Annotated in this window: 19 protein-coding genes and 1 pseudogene; 12 read left to right on the forward strand and 8 right to left on the reverse strand. The window is 74.1% G+C overall.

Translation table 11 applies throughout. The annotated features are described in order from the left end of the window. Positions 1-18: 18 nt before the first annotated feature. Positions 19-93, forward strand: a pseudogene (locus tag AB0H32_RS01125) (VOC family protein); the annotation flags it as partial. On the opposite strand, the gene AB0H32_RS01130 reads toward AB0H32_RS01125, so the two are convergent. Further along, positions 90-920, reverse strand: a complete 831-nt coding sequence (locus tag AB0H32_RS01130; RefSeq protein ID WP_361112154.1) for a methyltransferase domain-containing protein — start codon at positions 918-920, stop codon at positions 90-92. The pseudogene AB0H32_RS01125 and the gene AB0H32_RS01130 overlap by 4 nt on opposite strands. 229 nt (positions 921-1,149) lie before the next feature. On the opposite strand from AB0H32_RS01130, the gene AB0H32_RS01135 reads away from it, so the two are divergent. Further along, on the forward strand, positions 1,150-1,914 hold the full coding sequence (locus AB0H32_RS01135) for a VOC family protein (RefSeq protein ID WP_361112157.1): 765 nt from the start codon (positions 1,150-1,152) through the stop codon (positions 1,912-1,914). Positions 1,915-2,006: 92 nt separating this feature from the next. Next, complete coding sequence (locus tag AB0H32_RS01140; RefSeq protein ID WP_361112160.1) at positions 2,007-3,059, forward strand: aldo/keto reductase; 1,053 nt, start codon at positions 2,007-2,009, stop codon at positions 3,057-3,059. A gap of 3 nt (positions 3,060-3,062) precedes the next feature. Here AB0H32_RS01140 and AB0H32_RS01145 read toward each other — a convergent pair whose 3' ends face one another. After that, positions 3,063-3,743: a MarR family transcriptional regulator gene (locus AB0H32_RS01145; protein ID WP_361112163.1), complete on the reverse strand. Its 681-nt coding sequence runs from the start codon at positions 3,741-3,743 to the stop codon at positions 3,063-3,065. Beyond that, positions 3,740-5,482, reverse strand: a complete 1,743-nt coding sequence (locus tag AB0H32_RS01150; protein ID WP_361112166.1) for an FUSC family protein — start codon at positions 5,480-5,482, stop codon at positions 3,740-3,742. The genes AB0H32_RS01145 and AB0H32_RS01150 overlap by 4 nt, the downstream gene beginning before the upstream one ends. A gap of 175 nt (positions 5,483-5,657) precedes the next feature. Here AB0H32_RS01150 and AB0H32_RS01155 point away from each other — a divergent pair, with 175 nt between their 5' ends. From AB0H32_RS01155 to AB0H32_RS01170, 4 genes are all read left to right on the forward strand, one after another. Next, positions 5,658-6,209: a DUF5134 domain-containing protein gene (locus AB0H32_RS01155; protein ID WP_361112169.1), complete on the forward strand. Its 552-nt coding sequence runs from the start codon at positions 5,658-5,660 to the stop codon at positions 6,207-6,209. Positions 6,210-6,486: 277 nt separating this feature from the next. Continuing rightward, a complete protein-coding gene (locus AB0H32_RS01160) occupies positions 6,487-7,422 on the forward strand; it encodes a M56 family metallopeptidase (protein ID WP_361112172.1) in 936 nt (311 codons plus the stop codon). 118 nt (positions 7,423-7,540) lie between these two features. Further along, positions 7,541-8,251 (forward strand): HAD-IA family hydrolase, encoded by a 711-nt coding sequence (locus tag AB0H32_RS01165; RefSeq protein ID WP_361112175.1) that lies wholly within the window; start codon positions 7,541-7,543, stop codon positions 8,249-8,251. A gap of 268 nt (positions 8,252-8,519) precedes the next feature. Next, positions 8,520-9,185 carry a helix-turn-helix domain-containing protein gene (locus AB0H32_RS01170; protein WP_361112178.1) on the forward strand — a complete coding sequence of 222 codons (666 nt, stop codon included), beginning with the start codon at positions 8,520-8,522 and terminating at the stop codon, positions 9,183-9,185. 83 nt (positions 9,186-9,268) lie between these two features. Here the strand turns inward: AB0H32_RS01170 and AB0H32_RS01175 are convergent, their stop codons facing one another. Next, on the reverse strand, positions 9,269-9,790 hold the full coding sequence (locus AB0H32_RS01175; protein WP_361112245.1) for a DUF6214 family protein: 522 nt from the start codon (positions 9,788-9,790) through the stop codon (positions 9,269-9,271). A gap of 205 nt (positions 9,791-9,995) precedes the next feature. On the opposite strand from AB0H32_RS01175, the gene AB0H32_RS01180 reads away from it, so the two are divergent. Next, positions 9,996-11,336 carry an FAD-dependent oxidoreductase gene (locus AB0H32_RS01180; RefSeq protein ID WP_361112181.1) on the forward strand — a complete coding sequence of 447 codons (1,341 nt, stop codon included), beginning with the start codon at positions 9,996-9,998 and terminating at the stop codon, positions 11,334-11,336. A 102-nt stretch (positions 11,337-11,438) separates the two neighbouring features. Here the strand turns inward: AB0H32_RS01180 and AB0H32_RS01185 are convergent, their stop codons facing one another. Continuing rightward, a complete protein-coding gene (locus tag AB0H32_RS01185) occupies positions 11,439-12,182 on the reverse strand; it encodes a peptidoglycan recognition family protein (RefSeq protein ID WP_361112184.1) in 744 nt (247 codons plus the stop codon). Positions 12,183-12,371: 189 nt separating this feature from the next. Here AB0H32_RS01185 and AB0H32_RS01190 point away from each other — a divergent pair, with 189 nt between their 5' ends. Continuing rightward, positions 12,372-12,560 carry a hypothetical protein gene (locus AB0H32_RS01190; protein ID WP_361112186.1) on the forward strand — a complete coding sequence of 63 codons (189 nt, stop codon included), beginning with the start codon at positions 12,372-12,374 and terminating at the stop codon, positions 12,558-12,560. A gap of 254 nt (positions 12,561-12,814) precedes the next feature. Here the strand turns inward: AB0H32_RS01190 and AB0H32_RS01195 are convergent, their stop codons facing one another. Further along, positions 12,815-13,246, reverse strand: coding sequence for a DUF6221 family protein (locus tag AB0H32_RS01195; RefSeq protein WP_361112188.1), 432 nt, complete (start codon positions 13,244-13,246; stop codon positions 12,815-12,817). Between the two features lie 5 nt (positions 13,247-13,251). Next, a complete protein-coding gene (locus AB0H32_RS01200; RefSeq protein ID WP_361112192.1) occupies positions 13,252-14,001 on the reverse strand; it encodes a PaaX family transcriptional regulator C-terminal domain-containing protein in 750 nt (249 codons plus the stop codon). 71 nt (positions 14,002-14,072) lie between these two features. On the opposite strand from AB0H32_RS01200, the gene AB0H32_RS01205 reads away from it, so the two are divergent. Together AB0H32_RS01205 and AB0H32_RS01210 are read left to right on the forward strand one after the other, a co-directional pair. After that, complete coding sequence (locus AB0H32_RS01205) at positions 14,073-15,734, forward strand: acyl-CoA dehydrogenase family protein (RefSeq protein WP_361112195.1); 1,662 nt, start codon at positions 14,073-14,075, stop codon at positions 15,732-15,734. A 145-nt stretch (positions 15,735-15,879) separates the two neighbouring features. Beyond that, positions 15,880-17,853 (forward strand): HEAT repeat domain-containing protein, encoded by a 1,974-nt coding sequence (locus tag AB0H32_RS01210; RefSeq protein WP_361112198.1) that lies wholly within the window; start codon positions 15,880-15,882, stop codon positions 17,851-17,853. Positions 17,854-17,871: 18 nt separating this feature from the next. Here AB0H32_RS01210 and AB0H32_RS01215 read toward each other — a convergent pair whose 3' ends face one another. After that, positions 17,872-18,450 (reverse strand): hypothetical protein, encoded by a 579-nt coding sequence (locus AB0H32_RS01215; RefSeq protein ID WP_361112201.1) that lies wholly within the window; start codon positions 18,448-18,450, stop codon positions 17,872-17,874. A 282-nt stretch (positions 18,451-18,732) separates the two neighbouring features. Here AB0H32_RS01215 and AB0H32_RS01220 point away from each other — a divergent pair, with 282 nt between their 5' ends. Further along, positions 18,733-19,818, forward strand: a complete 1,086-nt coding sequence (locus tag AB0H32_RS01220; protein ID WP_361112204.1) for an exo-alpha-sialidase — start codon at positions 18,733-18,735, stop codon at positions 19,816-19,818. Positions 19,819-20,043 lie beyond the last annotated feature (225 nt).

Below are 20,043 nucleotides of genomic sequence, written 5' to 3' on the forward strand. Positions count from 1 at the left end.
GAGTTGCTGCGGCCTGAAGACCCGGACGGCACCCGGATCGTCCTGGTGGAGATCCCGCCGGAGCATCCGCTGCGGTACCGCCCCGGCATCTAGGCCCAGCTGCCCGCCGTGAGCAGATGGCCGCTGATGCCGAGCAGCGACGGCACGGACTCGGTCCGCCGCAGCGCGCGCAGGACCAGCTCGCGGCGTGCGGGGTCGTCCAGCCAGTCGCAGACGTCGCCCATCAGCCAGGCGGCGCCCTCCACGCCGTACTGGCCCCGGGGTGTCAGGCCGGCGTCCGCGAACTCGGCCAGGACGTCGGCGGGCTCGTGGAAGTAGGCCGTCGTGAACAGCGACTTCGGCCCTCCGGTCGGACGCATCCGCCCGTCGCCGGCGGCCGCCTCGATCTGCGGCCGGCGCTCGGCGTCGAAGTACAGCCCCGTGCTCAGGTTGTCGTGCAGCGGCGCGTACCGGTTGATCGTGGCCGCCACCGCCAGCCCTCCGGGACGCAGCACCCGGCGGGCTTCGCCGAGCGCCCGGACGCGGTCCTCCCGCTCGGGCAGGTGGTACAGGGGGCCGAGGAGCAGCACCACGTCCACGGACGCGTCCGGCATCTCCAGGGCGCGGGCGTCGCCGAGGCGCGCGGTGACGCCGGGCAGCCCGGCCGCCCGTTCGACGTGCAGGGGCACGGGGTCCACGAGGTCCACCGGGTAGCCGTCGGCGGCCAGCCACTGGGCGTGGACTCCGCTGCCGCCGCCCACGTCGAGGACCCGCGCCGGTGCGGGCGGCAGGAGGCGGCGCAGGACGTCCTGGGTGCGCCACAGCTCCAGCCGTCCGGCGCCCGTGCGCAGCCGGCCGTCCTCCCGGTCCCGCTCGTAGTACTCCGCGATCTCTGCGGCGAGCGCGGGACCTCCGGTCCCGGCGGCGTTGTCCGTCTCCATGCGCGCAGCCTCGCCTGCCGAGCCGGACTCGCACAAACCGATTTCCGTACGGGGGGCGGGGTGCGGCCGACGGCCGGCAGCGGGCGCCCGGCGGAGTCGGGTCGGGGGCGGTCCGTCGTCGAGGGAATCCGGTCCCGGATGGCCGGCCTCGGCGGCCGGGGCTAGCGTGCGAGGAAGGCCCCCTGGCATGGTCCCCGGGCCCGTGCGGCCGAACCCGGAAGGAGCCGTCATGATGTTCGACAAGCCGGTGATCGGCGGCCCCTGCTGGACCGAGCTGGGGACCAGCGATCTGGAGGGCGCGAAGCGGTTCTACACCGATCTGTTCGGCTGGCGGCCGGAGACGGATCCGCGGCAGGAGGCCGGCGGCTACACCGTGGCGCACCTGGGAGACGCGGCGGTGGCCGCGCTGACCCCGCTCTACCAGGAGTCCCAGCCGGTCGCCTGGAACGTGTCGTTCGCGGTGGCGGGCGCCGACGAGGCGGCACGGCGGGTGGAGGAGGCGGGCGGCACGGTGGTCCTCGGGCCGATGGACGTCTTCGACGTGGGCCGTTTCGCCGTGGCCCTCGATCCGACGGGCGCCGCGTTCCAGCTGTGGCAGGCACGGGCATTCCCCGGCGCCGGGCTGTTCAACGCGCCCGGCACGCTCGGCTGGGTGGAGCTGGCGACCCGTGCTCCCGACCGGGCCCGGGACTTCTACACCACGGTCTTCGGCTGGAGCGTCAACGCCTCGCAGTGGTACACGCAATGGGGCATCGGCGGGGAGGACTTCGGCGGGATGGCCGACATGGGCGACCGGTATCCGCCCGAGGTGCCCGCGCACTGGCTGCCGTACTTCGCGGCGGACGACGTGGACGCCACGGCCCAGGTCGCCCGGCAGGCGGGCGGCGAGGTCGTCATGGCGCCCACGGACGTGCCGGACGGCCCGCGCATCGCGGTGCTGCGGGACCCGCAGGGGGCAGCCTTCGGCGTGCACCGGGCGGGCCAGGAGGGCTGACCCGCGGCTTGCCTTCGAGCGGGCTCCAGCTCCTAGCGTCGTGCACACGGCCCCGGGACCTGCTCTGCACCTGCTCGGAAAGGACAGCACACGTGCGTTACACGCTCTTCGGACGGACCGGTCTGCGCGTCAGCGAACTTGCCCTCGGCACGATGACCATCGGCGACGACTGGGGGTGGGGCGCGGACAAGGAGACCAGCGCCCGGATCGTCGACGCCTATGCCGACGCGGGCGGCAACTTCCTCGACACCGCGAACAACTACACGGACGGCAGCTCGGAGCGGATCCTCGGCGAGCTGCTCCACGGGCGGCGCGACTCCTTCGTGCTGGCCAGCAAGTACACGTGCGGCACACGCGACGGCGACGTCAACACGGCCGGCAACCACCGCAAGAACCTGGTGCAGTCGGTCGAGGCGAGCCTGGAGCGGCTGCGCACCGACCGGCTCGACGTCCTGTGGGTGCACGCCCGCGACAACTTCACCCCCGTCGAGGAGGTGATGCGGGCCCTGGACGACCTGGTGCGCTCGGGGAAGGTGCTGTACATCGGGGTCTCGGACTGGCCGGCATGGGAGATCGCACAGGCCAACACCCTTGCGGAGCTGCGTGGTTGGACCTGTTTCGCGGGCTCGCAGCTGCGCTACAGCCTGCTGGAGCGCACTCCGGAGCGTGAACTCCTCCCGCAGGCCCGGGCGTTCGACCTGGCCGTGTTCGCCTGGGCGCCCCTGGCATCGGGCAAGCTCACCGGGAAGTACCGGCGCGGGGAGACGGGCCGCCTCGCGACCCTCGGCACCGGGACACAGGCGTGGGAGGAGGACGTCATCGGCGCCGTGACCGAGATCGCCGAGCAGGGCGGCTGGAGCCCGGCGCAGGTGGCTCTCGCCTGGCTGCGCGGCCGCCCGGGGAACGTCGTCCCCATCGTCGCGGCGACCAAGGAGGCGCAACTGGCCGACAATCTGGCGAGCACCGGGGTCCGGCTCGACGCCGACGCGGTGGCCCGCCTGGAGGAGGTGAGCGCCGTCCCGCTCGGATTCCCGCACGACTTCCTGCGCGAGCCGCCCGTCACCCGCAACGTCTACGGCGACCGCTGGCCGCAGATCGAGGACCGGCGCTCCACCCACCGCCGCACGGTGCACGACGTGCTCTAGGGCTCAGGCGTGCAGCACGCCCGCGCGGCCCTCCAGACGGCCCAGCAGGTCACCGAGCAGGGCGGCCAGTTCGCCCCGGCCCTCGGGGGCGAGGGCGGACAGCACGGTCGTCTCGTAGGCGAGTTGTTCGGGGAGGATGCCGTCGACGAGGTCACGGCCGGCGTCGGTGAGCCGGACGTGCGCCACGCGCCGGTCCCGGGTGTCACCGCGCCGCTCAACCAGACCGCGTTCGGTCAGCTGCTTGAGCCGCTTGGTGACGGCGGCCCCGGAGGAGAAGGTCTCCCGGACCAGCTCTCCCGGGGTCAGCTCGTGGCCGGTGCGGCGCAACGCGCCGAGCAGGTCGAACTCGGGGCGGCTGAGGCCGGCCCGGCGCAGCGGAGCGTCCTCGGCCTGCTGGAGAAGGGCGGCGCAGCGGTTGATCCGGCCGATGACCTCCATGGGGCCGGTGTCCAGGCCGGGGTGCACGGCCTGCCACTGCCGGACGACGGTGGAGACGGTGTCCGTGTGCACCGCGTCGCTCCCGTGTCCCGGCTGCCCATCCGGGGCGTCGCTCCCGTCCTCCGCCCGCCCGCCCGGCTCGCCGATCCCGTCCTCAGGCCGCGCCCTCACCCCGTCGCTCCCGTTCGCCGGGCGCCCTTCGGCCGCGTCGCTCTGGGCCTGCGGACGTCCGTTCGTCGCCGTCATGGCCGTATGTCCTCCGTCGTCGCGCCCGTGTTCTGGTCCAAGGGGGCGAACCCCTGGCGTCGTACCGTCGCGGCGAGCGTACGGTGTCCCGCCTGTTCGGCGAGCACGACCCGCTCCTCGGGCAGGGCGCGCTGCCACCATTCGCCCAAGGCTGCGTCGGCGGTGGCGCGCAGATCGACCAGGGCGGCGGCGAGGGCGCGGCGGGCCGTCTCCAGGGCGCGGGGCGCCGGGTGCGGCTCGGCCAGGAGGCGTGCGGCCTGTTCGCGGGCGCGTTCGACAGCGGTGAGCGCGTGCTCGATCCGGTCGCCCGCACGGCGGTTGGTGACGACCACGGCCGCGACGAAACCGACCAGCGCGCCGACGACGGTGTCCACGACCCGCTCGGTGATCAGCCGGCCGGGGTCCTGGGCGCGGGCGAACTCGGTGACGAGCAGGGCCATCGGCGTGACGCACACGCTGCCGAGCCAGTAGTTGCGGCCGATCAGCGCCTCGGCGCCGAAGTTGAAGGCGAGGCAGCACAGCACCAGGGCGGCCTGGTGGAGGTGGGCGAGCGGGGCGACGGCGGCGAAGACGAGGACGCCGACCAGGTTGCCCACGACGCGCTGGACACCCCGGCTCCAGGTCAGGGTGACGTTCACCTGGTAGAGGGAAGCCGCGGTGACCAGGGCCCAGTACGGGCGGCCGACGCCCAGCGCGAGGGAGGCGTAGCCGGCGAGGGCGCAGCCGATCGCGGTGCGGGCGGCGACGGGGGCGAGGGGGGCGAGCCGGTGGCGCAACGGGCGGCGCGGGCAGCCGGGTTCGACGTCCACGCCGAGCAGTTCGTCGGCCGCGGCCCGGGGCAGCTCGGCCCGCGGGACCCGGCCGGTGCCGCGCAGGTCGCGGGCCCAGACGCGCAGCCGCCCGGGATCGGCGTCGGCGGGGGCTGCGAGGGCGACCTCGGCGCGCACCAGGAGCCCTTCGAGGGCACGCCGGGTGCGGTCGGGGCGGGGTCCTGCGGCCGACAGGGACTGCCAGGCGGCATGGACGGCGGCGGCGCACGCGGCACGGGCCCGGGCATGCCCTTCGCCGGTGTCACCATTACCGCCGGTGCTGCCAGTACGGCCGGTGCCACCGGTGCCGACGGTGCCACCGATGCTGCCAGTACCGCCGGTGCCGGTTTCGGCGTACGCGGCAGCTACGTTCAGAGCCCGGGCGGTGGCACGGCGCTCGGGACCGTGCGGGCGCAGCAGCCCGGGGGCCATACCGACCAACCAGGCCCAGACACCCGCCGCCAGGGCCAGTCCGACATGGCCGGGGACCTGGCCGAGACTCTGCGGCACGAACAGCGACGCGGAACTGATGAAGGTGAGCACCACGTTCCCCGGCGGACCGATGCGGCCGGCGTCGCACACCGCCTTCTGCACGGCCGCCATGAGCGCGCCGACGGTGACCAGCACGACGGCGTCAGAGGTGACCGACGCCGCGACCAGGGCGACGGCGAGGCCGCCGACCATGCCGAGCACGACCCGGGCGAGGGTGCGGGCGCGGGCGGCGTAGGGCCGGTTGTGGCCGTAGAGCGCGCACAGCGAGCCGGCCATCGTGTACATGGCCAGGTCGAGGTGGCCGAGCGCCAGCAGGGTCAGGTTGGGCGGGGCGACCGCGGTGACCGCGCTCAGTGCGGGCTTGAACCAGATGTCGGAGGGCCGCCCGAGACGGAGCGCACCGGCGAGGGGAAGACGGTGGGGGGTCGCACTGCTCATATCAACAATTTAGCATGTGTTTCACATATGTTTCATCTATAAAAGATTTACTGGCGGACCCCCTCACCTGCTGCGCTCCGGCGAATGCTCCCCGTGTACACCCTTGCGCTCGCGTGCGCCCCGCCTGCCGTGGGCATCGCATCCCTCGACCCTCCGTCGAGCTGGGGAGGTGCGCGTGCACGGACCGACGTCGCCGGCCTGGCTGCTGGTCGCGCTGTGCGCCGCGACCGGGGCCTACTGCCTGCTGCGGATGCGCAGCGGGGTCGAGGAGCAACGCCGTGCCGCGGGCGGCGAGGCGCTGATGGGGTTCGGGATGGCCGTGATGGCCGTGCCCGCCACGGCGTTCACCCCGCCGGGGTGGGCGTGGCCGCTGTACGCGGCCGTGTTCGGGGCGGCGGCACTGCGCGACCTGTGGACCGCACGCAGTGGCCCGCACCATCTGCACCATCTGGTGGGAACCGGGGCGATGGTCTACATGTCCCTCGTCATGGCGGCCTCCCCCACCTCTCATCACCATGCGCACACCGGCGCCGGAGTGCCGCTGGTGACGGGTGCGCTCCTGCTCTACTTCACCGGCTACGTCCTCGTGTCCGGGGCCCGCCTGGTGCCCGCGGGAGCCCCCGCGGACGGGACGGTGGCGGCGCGCTGGGGCGACCGTCCCGAACTGGCGCGGGCGTGCCGGCTGTCGATGGGGATAGGGATGGTGGCGATGCTCATGACGATGTGATCCGACGGGTCCTTCCCGCACGAGGGACGAGCACCGTCCGCCGGACTCAGGGACTCCGTCTGCCGGAATCAGGAACGCCGCCCGCCCCCCTCAGGAACTGCGCCCGCCGGAACACAGGAGCGCCGCCCGTGAGAACCACGGGCACGGCCCGCCGGATTCAGGAGCGCCGCCCGCGAGGATCACGAGCGTCGCCCGCCGCAATCACGGGCGTTGCCTGCGTCACTTCGACGCCGGGCACCGTACCCGTGAGCGGCTCGGCACTCATAGGGTGCTGCCCATGATGGTCCCCGTGGCACTGCTGCTGCTCGGCGCCCTGACCGCCGTCGTGGGCCCACGACTGCTCGCCCGGGCCGACTGGCCCGACCGCGAGCCGGTGGTCGCCCTGTGGGTGTGGCAGTGCGTCGTGGCGGGCGTGCTGCTGTGCTGCGCGCTGTCGATGACGCTGAGCGCCGCGGCGGCCTGGCAGGCGGTGCGCGGGCACGTGTTCGCCCGGGCGCCACGCGCGGTCGTGGACGCGTACGTGCTCGGCGCGAGCGGCCCCTGGGCGGCGACGGTCGCAGTGGCGCTCGCCTGCGCCGGGCTGTGGAGCCTGGCGATGCTGGTCCGTGAGGTCGTCCGGGCCGGTGCGGGGCGCCGCCGCCGTCGGGCCGAACTCCTTGTTCGTGCACCGCTGTTGCCGGGTGAGGAGCGCGCGGGCGGGCGGCTCGTCCTGCTGGAGGGGGAGCGTCCGGACGCCTGGTGGCTGCCCGGTGCGGCACCCCAACTCGTGGTCACCACGGCCGCGTTGCGCCGGTTGAAGGGGCGGCAGCTGGACGCCGTGCTCGCCCACGAGGAGGGGCACGCGCAGGCCCGGCACGACTGGCTGCTGCACTGCTCGGCCGCCCTGGCGAGCGGATTCCCCCAGGTGCCGGTGTTCGCCGCGTTCCGCGACGAGATGCACCGACTGGTCGAGCTGGCCGCCGACGACATGGCCTCGCGCCGCTTCGGCCGGCTGACGACCGCGCTCGCCCTGGTGGAACTCAACGAGGACCGGGGCGTGTTCGGGCCCGGCCCCACCCCGCAGGCCCACGTCCCGCAGCGTGTGCACCGGCTGCTCACTCCCCCGGACCGGCTGACCGCCATGCGCCGGCTGCGGCTGACGGCGGCCGCCGCCCTGGTCCCGGTGATCCCGGTGCTGGTCGCGCTCGTGCCGGGGGTGCGCGCGCTCGGCTGAGCCGCCGGCGGCCGGCTGGCCGGCCGTCGGGTTCCGGGGCGCCCACCGGCCGCCCCGCCGAACTGACGCACACCGGACGGCGGACGGCGCCGGACAGGCCCCCGGTAGGGTCCGGCGCATGGCTGCCGTCCTCTTCGATTTCTCCGGAACCCTCTTCCGCATCGAGTCCCCCGAGTCCTGGCTGCGAGCCGTCCTGGCCCAGACACCCTTCGCCCTCTCCGAATCCGAACTCGCCGAGACCGCACGGGCCTTGGAGAGGGCCGGCGCGCAGGCCGGCGGGGCGGACCCGGCCGAACTGCCGGGGGACCTCGCCGGTCTGTGGGCGGTGCGCGACGAGAGCACCGAGCTGCACCGGGCCGCCTACACCGGGCTGTCCCGGCGAGTGCCCCTGCCCGACCCCGGTCTCCACGACGCGCTGTACGACCGGCACATGTCCCCCGCCGCCTGGTCCCCGTACCCCGACGCCGCCGAGGTGCTGCACGCGCTCCGTGAGCGCGGCATCGGGATCGGCGTGGTCAGCAACATCGGCTGGGACCTGCGGCCGGTCTTCCGCGAGCACGGGCTCGACGGGTACGTGGACGCGTACGCGCTGTCGTACGAGCACGGTGTCCAGAAGCCGGACCCGAGGCTGTTCTCGGTCGCCTGCGAGGCGCTCGGCACCGATCCGCGGCAGGTGCTCATGGTCGGCGACAACAAGGCGGCGGACGGTGGGGCAGCCGCGCTGGGCTGCCGGGTGCACTTCGTGGCCCATCTGCCGGTGGCCGAGCGGCCCGCCGCGCTGCTGCCGGTGCTGGACCTGATGGGCCGCCCCGGCTCCGTCCGCCCCTGATGGGCCGACCCCGCTCCGTCCGGCCCTGGTGCGCTGCGTGATCCGGCCGAGCGGACCGCCGCTCCCGCTCGCCCTGACACCCCTGCCACCTGCGGTGACGGGGCACCCGGCGGGCGGCAGCGGCGGGACCGGCGCCCCCGCACCGCCCGTCTGAGACGATCCCCCGCGTCGCCCCAGACGGGCGGCAGCCCTGGACTGGCCCCGCGCAGAGCGGTGCCTCGGCGTTGAGTATAGTTGGCTGGCAGCCAGTCAACGCAGGAGTTACAGGATGTCCCCGCGCAGCGCCTCGGTCAATGAAGAGTTGCGGCGACGTTCCCGGGAGCGGCTGCTGCAGGCCGCGGTGGAGCTGGTCGACGAGCACGGCTTCGAGGCCACCACGCTGGCCGACATCGCGGACCGGGCCGGTTCGGCGCGCGGACTCGTGTCGTACTACTTCCCCGGCAAGCGCCAGTTGGTGCAGTCCGCCGTGCACCGGTTGATGCACCGCACACTGGAGGAGGCGCTGGAGCGGGAGCCGCACACCGAGGACGGCCGCGAGCGGCTGGCCCGCGCCGTCGACGCCATCCTGGGCCTCGCCCGCGACCGGCCGGTGCTCATGCGCCAGCACATGGCGGGGCTGCTCCAGGCCGAGGGCTTCGTGCAGTGCCCGGAGCAGCGGCGCCTGTCGGAGCTGCTCGGCGACACCGTCGCCCGGTACGGCTCCGAGGACGTGGCGGCCGACTATCCCCTGCTGCGGGCCCTGCTGATGGGAGCGGTGTACGCGGCGCTGGTCCCGGGGGTGCCGATGCCCGTCCCGGTGCTGCGGGCCGAGCTGTTCGAGCGGTACGGGCTCGACTGGGAGCTGGGAACGCCCCCGGGGAGCGAAGCGGACACCGAGGCGGGGCGGCAGCAGGATCTGTCGCGGTTCTTCGCGACGGAGGAGCGGGACGAGTAGCGGGACGAGTAGCGGGACGAGTAGCGGGCACCGGGCCGGCCGTCGTCCGACTCCCTGTCACCACCCTTTCCGCCGCCTCCCTTTCACCGCCTGGCATGACGAGGCGCCAGGAAACCGGCGTCCCGTGCCTGCGCGATCAGCCAGAGGGAGCGCCGGCGGCTGTGCCCGGTCGCGCACATCACCGCGAGGACCGGGTCGGCGCCCTCCTCCTGGGCCGCACGGTATTCCCGGGCGGCCAGCCTGCACCCCTCGATACCGCGCGGCCAGGCCGGGCGGGCGCGCCGCCCTCCCGCGTGGCCGGCGTCCCACTGTGCCCGTCCCCCTGCGCCGGATCCCGCGCCGGAGACCTCGTGCGAGCCCTCGGACGCCCCCTCGGACGCCACCCCGCACGCCTCCAGCAGCGGATCCTCGATCCAGTCGGCGAGCACGGTCAGGTCGGCGAGGGACAGGGCGGGCTGCGCCTTGACGTCCTCGATGGACACTTCTCCCCCGGTCACCACGGCCACGGCGTCGACGCGCGCTCCGTCGGAGAAGGCCAGGCGGACGTGGACCCAGGACGTGACGCCCCCGTGCCCCTGCACCTTCCAGGCGGGCCGCACGGACACCGTGCCGTCCTGCACACGCCGATCGGAAAGATTAAGAAAGGATGCTTCTAGCACACACGCAACGTAACCTCATGATCACACTCCATTCGGGCGGACACGCGTCCAGGTCACCCCGCCGGCCCCTGCCGGTGTGGGCCGGGCGGTGCCATGCTGGAGCCGTCCGCACACCTTCCTCCTTCGAATCCTTCGAGCAAGGAGCACCGCAGTGCTGTGTGTCGCCGTCGTCGGCTCCGGGCCGAGCGGGTGTTACACCGCCCAGACCCTGGTCCAGCAGGATCCCGAGGTGCATGTGGACGTGCTGGACCGGCTGCCGTGCCCCTACGGCCTGGTGCGCTACGGCGTCGCCCCGGACCACGAGAAGATCAAGTCCCTGCAGGGCAGCCTGCGTACGGTGCTGGAGCACGACCGGGTGCGCTTCCTCGGCGGGGTCCGGGTGGGCGGCCCCGGCGGAGTGCCCGTGGCGCGACTGCGGACGATGTACCACGCGGTCGTGTACTGCGTGGGCGCCGCCGCCGACCGCCACCTGGGGATCCCCGGCGAGGAGCTGCCGGGCAGCTGGTCGGCGACCGAATTCGTGTCCTGGTACAGCGCGCATCCGGACGCGGCCGACGCGGGGTTCGTGCGCGATGTCCGGTCGGCGGTGGTCATCGGCGTGGGCAATGTGGCCGTGGACGTCACCCGGATGCTGGTGCGGGGCGCCGGAGAACTGCGCCCGACGGACATGCCGCAGGCGGCGCTGGACACCCTGGCGGCGAGCGGCATCGCCGAGGTGCACATGGTCGGCAGGCGCGGCCCCTCGCAGGCTCGCTTCACCACCAAGGAACTGCGCGAGCTGGGCGCCCTGCCCGACACCGAAGTGAGCGTGGATCCGGACGAGTTGGCGCTCGATCCGGGATACGCCGACCCCTCCGCACTGCCCGCCGTACAACGCCGCAACGTGGAGGCGCTGCGCGGCTGGGCGGCCGGGCCGCCCCGGCGGACGGCCCGCAGGATAAGGATGCGGTTCTTCCTGCGGCCCGTGGAACTGCTCGCGGAGGGCGGCCGGGTGGGTGCCGTGCGCTTCGAGCGGACGGCACCGGACGGGCAGGGCGGGGTGACGGGCACCGGACGGCACGAGGACGTGCCGGCCCAGTTGGTGCTGCGTTCGGTGGGCTATCGCGGAGTGCAGCTGGAGGGGCTGCCGTTCGACGCGGCAAGGGGCACCGTGCCGCACCGGGAGGGCCGCGTCCTGCGCGACGGCGTGGCCTCACCGGGCGAGTACGTCGCCGGCTGGATCAAACGCGGTCCGACGGGAGTCATCGGCACCAACCGGCCGTGCGCCAAGGAGACCGCGGCCTCCCTGCTCGCCGACGCGCCCGCGCTCGCCCGCAGGGAGGTGCCCGAAGACGCGCTCGCGGCGCTGCGGGACGCGGGCATCGATCCGGTGCCGTGGGCGGGCTGGCTGGCCATCGAACGCGCCGAGGCCGCACTGGGCGCGCAACTCGGCCGGGGCGTGGTCAAACTGGCCGACTGGGACGCGCTGATGGGGGCGGCGCGGTCCGCGTAGCCGGGTGGCCGTGCTGATCGGCATCGCGGTGGGTCCGGTGGTCGCCGTGCCCCGAGCCGGACACCTGCCCCGACCACCTCCTGCGAACGAAGGACACAGTGGTCACGTCACCTTTGCCTCCAAGGCGGTGAGGCGCTTCTCCAAGGCGGCCATGCGCTGCTCAAGCGCGGAGTCCGGTGCAAGGGCACGTTTCGACGGAGCCGGAACCGGCAAGGCTCCCGGCTTCCCCGTGAGGCAGGCCGCGACCTTGGCCCGCACGTCCGGCATGGCCACAGGAGCGCCCTTCGGGTCCGACTTCTGGTCGGACCACTCCAGATGGCCGACCACGCTCTTCGCACTCCACTGGTGGACGCGGCAGAGGGCGGCAGCAGCCTTGACCATGGAGTTGACCTGGACGGCCGGCCACGGATCCGTGCCGTCCCCCAGGTTCACGCATTCGAAGCCATAGAAGTGCGCATTGCCGTCCACGGCGCCCGAAGAGCCCTCATGCTCGTGCGTCGGCGGGGGCTTGGCGCCGTAGTCCTCGGCGACCACCGCGGCCAGGACCTTGGGATCCCCGCCTCCGGCGTGGTTGGCCCGGCCGTTGCCGACCAGCCAGACCTCGCCCTTCTTGTCGATGACCCCGTGGCAGAGCGGGCCGGGAAGGCCGGGGTGGCCGTCGTAACAGAGGTCGACGGAGAAGGCCGTGCCGGAGGTGACGGTGTGATGGAGCGTCACGCCGTTCACCGGGCCCCAGGCCCCCTTGGCGTTGCGGTTGTGGTGGCGCCAGTCGCGCACCTCGTGCACGACCAGGCCCTCGGCCTCGAGGGCCGCGACAAGTCGATCGGCGGTCAGCGGAGTTGCCACGTCTCCTCCTTCACCGGCTCATGGCGTCGTTCCGGGCGCCGGCGCCCTGCTGCTGCAAGGCGAAGTCAATGTCCAAGAGCATCTGTCCGGCCCGGTCGCGCTCGCTAAGAACTCCGAGGTCTGCACGCGCCGGCCGGAGAGGTCCGACACCATGAGTTCGCGGCAGCGATCTCCGCGAAACACGGCGCCATGACCGTGTTCGTCAGGCCCCTGGCCTCCGGGCACCACGAGCGGAGCTGCTCGATGAGCGCGCGAAAACTCGGGCTGAGCCTGCGACGGCAGACGGATCAGGATGCCGCCGTCCCGCCGCCCTTCGAAGAGGGCGCCATGGAAGCCACGCCGAAGTCCGAGTCCCACTTGCTGCTGTTCGTGTGGTGACCGGAGATCAGGCACCCGCGGCCGGCGAGGTACGTACGTACCTCCTGGTCCTGCATGGTGGAGGCCTGACAGGCGTTCTTTTCGACTCTCCATTCAATGATGCCGTAGCGCTCCGTCAGGCGCTCGATTTCACCGCGCGTCTCATGCGGCGGCATCCCCCGCTTGTTCACCAGGACCAGGTGGCCGATGACGCGGTCTTCGGCAGGAGGACGCGAACCGCAGGGCTCACGGAGGACGACCGGACGGTCAACGGGTCAGCGGCTCGGCGGCCGGCACCAGGACGGGTCGTAATCCGGATGGCCGGCGAACGGCAGGGCCAGCAGGCGCAGCGTGGCGCACGGTGAGCGGAGTCCGGTCGTCAGCCGGCGCCCGGCGCACGTACGGCACCGGCCGTGCCGTGCCCCGTGCTCGTCCAGCAGCGCCTGCCTGGCGTCGAGCTCGCGCAGCACCCGGGCCGGATCGTGGCGCGCCACGTGCGTGAGCAGCTTCACCGGGTCGTCGGCGCCGAACTGCACCAGAGGGGTGTGCGTGGTGCGGCCGTCCTGGGAGGTGAGCACCTGCTCGATGTCGTCCGCGAGCACACCCCAGACCGCGCCCGGGGCGCCCACGATCGCATCCCGGGCCACCTGCGCGTCCTCCTGGAAACGAGCCCGCAGGAACCGCACCAGCTCCTCCTGAGCGCTCACCGCAATCACTCCGGATGCCCGACGGAGGCGGCCAGGTCCCGGCGGTACCCGGCGTAGGCGGTCCGCAGGGTCTCCCCCGGCCAGTCCGCGGGCAGCAGTTCTGGGGGCAGCACGGGGTCGGTGAGCAGATGGCGTACGACCGCGGCGAAGGCGGTGAGGCGGTCGGCCGGACGACGGGCGTCGGCCGCGCGCTCCAGGAGGCTCCGCGCGGTGTCCGCCCAGGTCTCCACCGGCCACAGGCGGGCGACCAGGTCCCGTGGGGAACCGTCGGGGCGTGCGGTGTACGACAGGGTCACGCGCGCGAGGTCGCCCGGCAGGGACCGGCCGAGGTTGGCCGGACGCAGCCACACGCCCTCGCGGAGTTCGGCCAGGCGCAGGGCGGTCAACCGGGTGCGCAGCTCGGCGCGTTCGGCGGGGCCTCGGCCCGTCACCGTGATCACCACCATCTCCCAGTCGCCGCGCCACGCGCGCGTGCGTGGCTGCACCGCGTCGTCCTGGCGGCGCTGGCGGGCCAGCAGCCGGTCGCTGAGCCGGTAGACGGCGTCCGTGCGCCTGAGGTCCCCCGCGGCCACCATCCGGCTCAGTGCGGCCCGGAGCGTGGAGCCGCCGACGCCGAACGGCTCCACCAGCCGGACCAGGTCCTTCACCGGCAGCTCGGGCGGGTGCACGCCCAGCAGCAGGCTCAGCACGACCGACCGCGCGGACAGGGGCCGCAGAACCGCTTCATCCGGCGCGGCCGACACGTTCATGCGCATGGACACGTACTGTACGTGCGCCTCGTTGTTGCACTATTGCTACAGCCGTAGGAAGAGTGCAACATGGCTGTATGGTCTCGATCCCCGCACCGTCGCCGTCGCCGTCCGCCACCCATGACGTCACCAACCAGGCCCCACCCCTGGCCCCCTACGACGCCTCCGAGGACCGTGCCCTGCTCGAAGGGCTGCGCCGGGAGGGCGCCGGCTGGGCCGAGGACGACATCCGGCGGCTGGGGCTGCGCGCGGGCAGCGAGGAGGCCCAGGAGTGGGGCGAGCAGGCGAACCGGCACGAGCCGGAGCTGCGCACCCACGACCGCTACGGCCACCGGATCGACGAGGTCGACTTCCACCCCAGCTGGCACCACCTGATGCGGACGGCGGTCGCCGAGGGCCTGGCCGGCGCGCCCTGGGCGGACGACCGGCCCGGCGCCCATGTGGCCCGCACCGCGGGCGGGCTGGTGTGGGGCCACACCGAGGCCGGGCACGGCTGCCCGACGTCGATGACGTACGCGGCGGTACCCGCCCTGCGCGCCCAACCGGATCTGGCCAAGGTCTACGAGCCGCTGCTCACCAGCCGCGTCTACGAACCCGGACTGCGGGTGCCCACCGAGAAGCCCGGCCTGCTCGCGGGGATGGGCATGACCGAGAAGCAGGGCGGCTCCGACGTCCGGACGAACACCACCACGGCCACGCCCACCGACGAGCCCGGCGTGTACACGCTGCGCGGGCACAAGTGGTTCACCTCTGCGCCCATGTGCGACGTGTTCCTGGTGCTGGCGCAGGCTCCGGGCGGCCTGTCCTGCTTCCTGGTGCCGCGCATCCTGCCGGACGGCAGCCGCAACACCTTCCGCGTCCAGCGTCTGAAGGACAAGCTCGGCAACCGGTCCAACGCCTCCTCGGAGCCGGAGTTCGACCGGACGGTGGCGTGGCTGGTCGGGCCGGAGGGCCGCGGGGTCAAGACGATCATCGAGATGGTCAACTGCACCCGTCTGGACTGCGTGATGTCCTCGGCGACCCTGATGCGCAAGACGCTCGTCGAGGCGGGCCACCACGCGCGCCACCGCAGCGCGTTCGGCGCCCGCCTGATCGACCAGCCGCTGATGCGCAACGTCCTGGCCGACCTCGCGCTGGAGTCGGAGGCGGCGACGACGCTCACGCTGCGGCTGGCGGGAGCGGCGGACCGGGCGGTGCGCGGGGACGCCGGGGAGCGGGCCTTTCGGCGGATCGCCACCGCCGTCGGCAAGTACTGGGTCACCAAGCGGGGCCCGGCGTTCACCGCGGAGGCCCTGGAGTGCCTGGGCGGCAACGGGTACGTCGAGGATTCCGGCATGCCCCGCCACTACCGGGAGGCGCCCCTGCTGTCCATCTGGGAGGGCTCCGGGAACGTCAACGCGCTCGACGTGCTGCGGGCCCTCGGCCGGGAGCCGGACACCACCGAGGCCCTGTTCGCCGAACTCGCCCTCGCGCGCGGGGCGGACGCCCGCCTGGACGCGGCCCTGGTCTCGCTCCGGCAGCAGCTGGCCGAAACCGACCAGGTGGGCGCCCGTCGGCTGGTCGAGCGGATGGCCCTGGCCCTGCAGGCCTCCCTGCTGGTCCGGTACGCCCCGCACCCGGTCGCGGACGCGTTCTGCGCGAGCCGCCTGGGCGGCGACTGGGGCCACGCGTTCGGCACCCTGCCCGCCGGAGCCGGCCTCGACGCGATCCTGGAGCGTGCCCTGCCCGGCCTGAACTGATCCCTTCCCGGGCGTCCGGGAAGGGATCCGCTCCCGTGGCCGGTGACAGCCGACGGATCGCACACAGTCAGCGTGCGGTTCCGCACCGTTGTCAGTGCCGTGGTGCACACTCGCGATCAGCTGGCACCGGCCTGGGGAGGACAACGTGTTCACGGGGATCGACGAGGTCGACTGGGCCTCGCTGCGGCACGCGTACGGCAGCGCGGAGGACGTGCCCGGATGGCTGCGGTCACTGGCCTCCGCGGACGCCGCCGAGCGGCAGACCGCGCTCGACGGCCTGTACGGCGCGGTGCACCACGAGGGAAACGTGTACGACTCGACGCTGGCCTGCGTTCCCTTCCTGGTCTCGCTCGCGGCCCGCGAGACGGTGCCGGACCGGGTCTGCATCGTGGAACTGCTGGTCAGCATCGGCGCGGAGAGCGGCGACGCACGCGCGCGTGAGGAGGTGCGCGCGCACTCCGAGGTGTTCGTGGTCCTCCTCGGGGATCCTGACGCGCGGGTGCGCCGGGCGGCCGCCGGGGCTGTCGTACGGTGCGTCGACGGTCCGGCCCGCGTCCTGGACCTGCTGCGGCAGCGGATTCCGGCCGAGCGCGAGGACCGGGTCCTGCTGGCGCTCGTGCGGGCCCTCGGCCTGTTCGCACGCCTCCACCCGGCGCACACCGCCGCGCTGGACGTGCTGACCGCCCAGAGCACCCCGCCCCACGGCCCGGGGCTGCGGCTGGCCGCGCTGGGCCAGCTCGCGCTCGCCGCGCCCGACCGGCTCCCCGCCCACCTGGTGCCGACCGCCGTACGGCTGCTGCGGGACCGGTCCGCGCACCGCGGCCGCGTCCCTGACTGCGACGGCGCGGACACCCTCGTGCGGCGGATCCGGCGGCTGCGGCCCTCGGACGAGGAGGGCGCCCAGCTGCTGCGCACCCTGCACACCGCGCTCGGCGACCGGGCCGCCGACCGGATCGCGCTGCTCACCGGGCAGTTGACCAGTCCGGACCCGATGGACCGGTGCAACGCGGTGTGGATGGCGGCGACGCTGTTCCGCGGTTGGCGCACCGACTGCGCCCGGCCCGTGTCCCTGGTGGGCGCCCAGCTGGACACCGATCACGAGCGATTACGGGACGCCGCCGTCTCGGTCCTGGCGGAGCTGTACGGCCTGGCCGCGCCCGCCGCGGACGACCTCCACGCCCTGGTGACCGCCCGGCCCGACCTGTGGACGCACCGCTGGGAGCGCGGCGCGCCCACCCTGGGCGGCCCGCTCAAGGGCCTGGCCAGGACCGGCGATCCGCGGGCGCTCCCGTTCCTGGCCCAAGTCCTTGCGGGCTCGGCCGTGCCCGTCGGCCTGGGGTTCGAGATCGCCCACCTGGGCCCGGCCGCGGCTCCCCTGGCCCCCGCGCTGCGGCATCGGCTGGGACGGATCCCGCTGGACTCCCCCGATGCCGGCACGCTGGCCGCCCCGTTCCTGTCCGCGCTCAAGGCCGTCGGGGCCAGGGATGCGGCACCGGAGATCCTGCGCCTGCTGTCCGGTGCGCCGGACGGACTCGGAGCGCGGGGCGCCGTTGCCGGACGGGTCGTGGAGACACTGGATTCCCTCGGGGCCGCCGCGCAGGCGGTGCCGGCCCTGCGAGCACTGCTGCACACCCGGCACGCGGCCACGGCGGCGGGCGCGCTGTGGTCGGCGGACGGCGACGCCCTGGCCGTCCTGCCGGTCCTGCTGCGGGAGTTGACCCAGGGCGAGCCGGAAGGCCGCCGCCTGGCCGCACAGCAGCTGGGCAGGCTGGGTCCGGCCGCCCGCGCGGCCCTGCCGGAGCTGCGCCGGGCGGCCGGTGCGGGGCCGGTCCGGCAGCGGACGTCGGCCGCGTGCGCGCTGTGGCACATCGTCCGGGACCCGGAGCCGGTGCTGCCGGTGTTCCGGGCCGCCTGGTCGCAGAGTCCCCGCGCACGCGGCCCGGTCGCCCGGTGTCTTGCCGCCATGGGCCCGGCGGCGGCACCCCTGCGGGACCTGGTGACGGCGGAGCTGGCCGCTCCCCGGCGTCACACGGCCCGCAAGGGCGCGTACGGCAGCCATGACATCGCGCGGGACGAGGCCTTGCTCAGATCCTGCCGGGAGGTGCTGGCGGGGCTGTAGGCACGCCCGGGACAGGGCTCACCCGGTCATCCGTCCCCACTGGGGCCCGAGTCGGGCCCATTCCGCGTCCCAGCGGTCCATGCGGCGGCGCTCCAGGCGTCCCCGCAGGACGAGGCCGCCGACGAAGGGGACCGTCGCGGCGCACGCGCCCACCAGGCCGCCCATCAAGGTCGCGCGGAAGGCGGCCTCGGAGGCGGTCGTGGGACGGGTGACCAGGTGCCCGTGCGAGTCGGTCCAGACGGTGACCGGCGCCCCGGCCCTGCTGCCCTGGGCGACCCGGGACTGGCCGGTGTGCGCCGACCCGTCGGCCACGGTCCAGCGCACCTCGGCCCAGACCTGCTCGCCGCCCTCGCCCGGGGCGGCGGGCCTTCCAGGGGCCTGCGCGACGACGCGGGCGACAGCGGGGTGCCAGTCGGCGCGTTCCCTGGCCAGTCCGTGCTCCACCGACCGGGCCGCGACGATACCGGCCAGCACCCCGGCCACGACGGTCAGCAGCCAGGCGGCCAGCACCACCCAGGCCTCCACCACGTCGGCCCGGCGCCTGAGCGGATTGCGCCGCCAGCGCCACAGCCACACCTTGGGACCACGGAACGCCATCAAAGGCATCCTCCTCACGAGCGCACCGACAGGCCGGACCGACCTCCCATACGGGCAGGGCCGCCCCGTTGCTCACGACGAGCCGTCCTCATCGACGGTCGCACGGGACGCCCCTCTCGCGCAGGCACATGCCGCAACGGACCCGGCCCATCTCTGCGACAGGTCGACAGCACCGCTGTGACCTGCGGTGACATGCTTGACCGGGGTGGCTGTCAGTGGCCGGGTGCAGACTGACCGGTATCTGACGACTACCTGGACAAAGACGTCCCGGAGGTGATCGGCATGGCCGAGGTCCTGCTTGCCGTGGGTACCCGCAAGGGTCTGTTCATCGGACGCCGGCGCGGTGGCGCCTGGGAGTTCGACGACAGTCCGTATTTCAACGCGCAGGCCGTCTACTCCGTCGCCATCGACACCAGGAGCGGCACGCCGCGGCTGCTCGCGGGCGGCGACAGCGCGCACTGGGGCCCGTCGGTGTTCCACTCCGACGACCTGGGCCGCACCTGGACCGAACCGGCCCGGCCCGCCGTCAAGTTCCCCCAGGACACCGGCGCTTCCCTGGAGCGGGTCTGGGCGCTGCACCCGGCCACCGCCGAGCCGGACGTGGTCTACGCGGGCACGGAACCGGCCGCGCTGTACCGCTCGGAGGACCGCGGCGAGAGCTTCGACCTGGTGCGCCCCCTGTGGGAGCACCCGACGCGCTCCCGGTGGGTGCCGGGCGGCGGCGGTGAGGGGCTGCACACGGTGCTCACCGACGCACGCGACCCGCAGGCGGTGACCGTGGCCGTCTCCACCGCCGGGGTGTTCCGCACCACGGACGGCGGTGCGAGCTGGGCACCCTCCAACTCCGGTGTCTCCGCGGTGTTCCTGCCGGATCCGAACCCGGCGTTCGGCCAGTGCGTGCACAAGGTCGCCAGGGACGCGGTCGACCCGGACCGCCTGTACCTGCAGAACCACTGGGGCGTCTACCGCAGCGACGACGCGGGCGCGCGCTGGACCGACATCGGCGCGGGCCTGCCGTCGACGTTCGGTTTCGCGGTGGCCGCCCATCCGCACCGCGGCGACACGGCGTACGTCTTCCCGATCAACGCCGACGCCGACCGGGTGCCCGCCGACCACCGCTGCCGGGTCTTCCGCACGGCCGACGCGGGCAAGAGCTGGGAGCCGCTGTCCGCGGGACTGCCCGCGGAGGACCACTACGGCACCGTGCTGCGCGACGCGCTGCGCACGGACGACGCGGACCCGGCCGGGGTCTACTTCGGCAACCGCAACGGCGAGGTGTTCGCGTCGGCCGACGACGGCGACAGCTGGGAGCAGCTGGCTTCGCATCTGCCGGACGTGCTGTGCGTGCGGGCCGCGGTGATCGGCTGACGCGGCGGGCCACGGGAGCGGCGCCCGCGCCGCCCCTGTCCCGTCGGCGGGCCGCCGTAGACCGGCGGACGCCACCGGGCCACGGCAGACCGGCCCACGCCACCGGGCCACGGCAGACCGGCTCACGTCGCGCGCCATGGGAGACCGGCTGTCGTGGGGGGGGGGGCCGGGGCGGCCCCCCCCCCCCCCCCCCCCCGGGCCGGCGGGGCGGGGGGGCGGGCCGGA

Origin of the sequence: Streptomyces sp. NPDC020362 (assembly GCF_040642095.1) — a bacterium.
Taxonomy (GTDB): Bacteria; Actinomycetota; Actinomycetes; order Streptomycetales; family Streptomycetaceae; genus Streptomyces.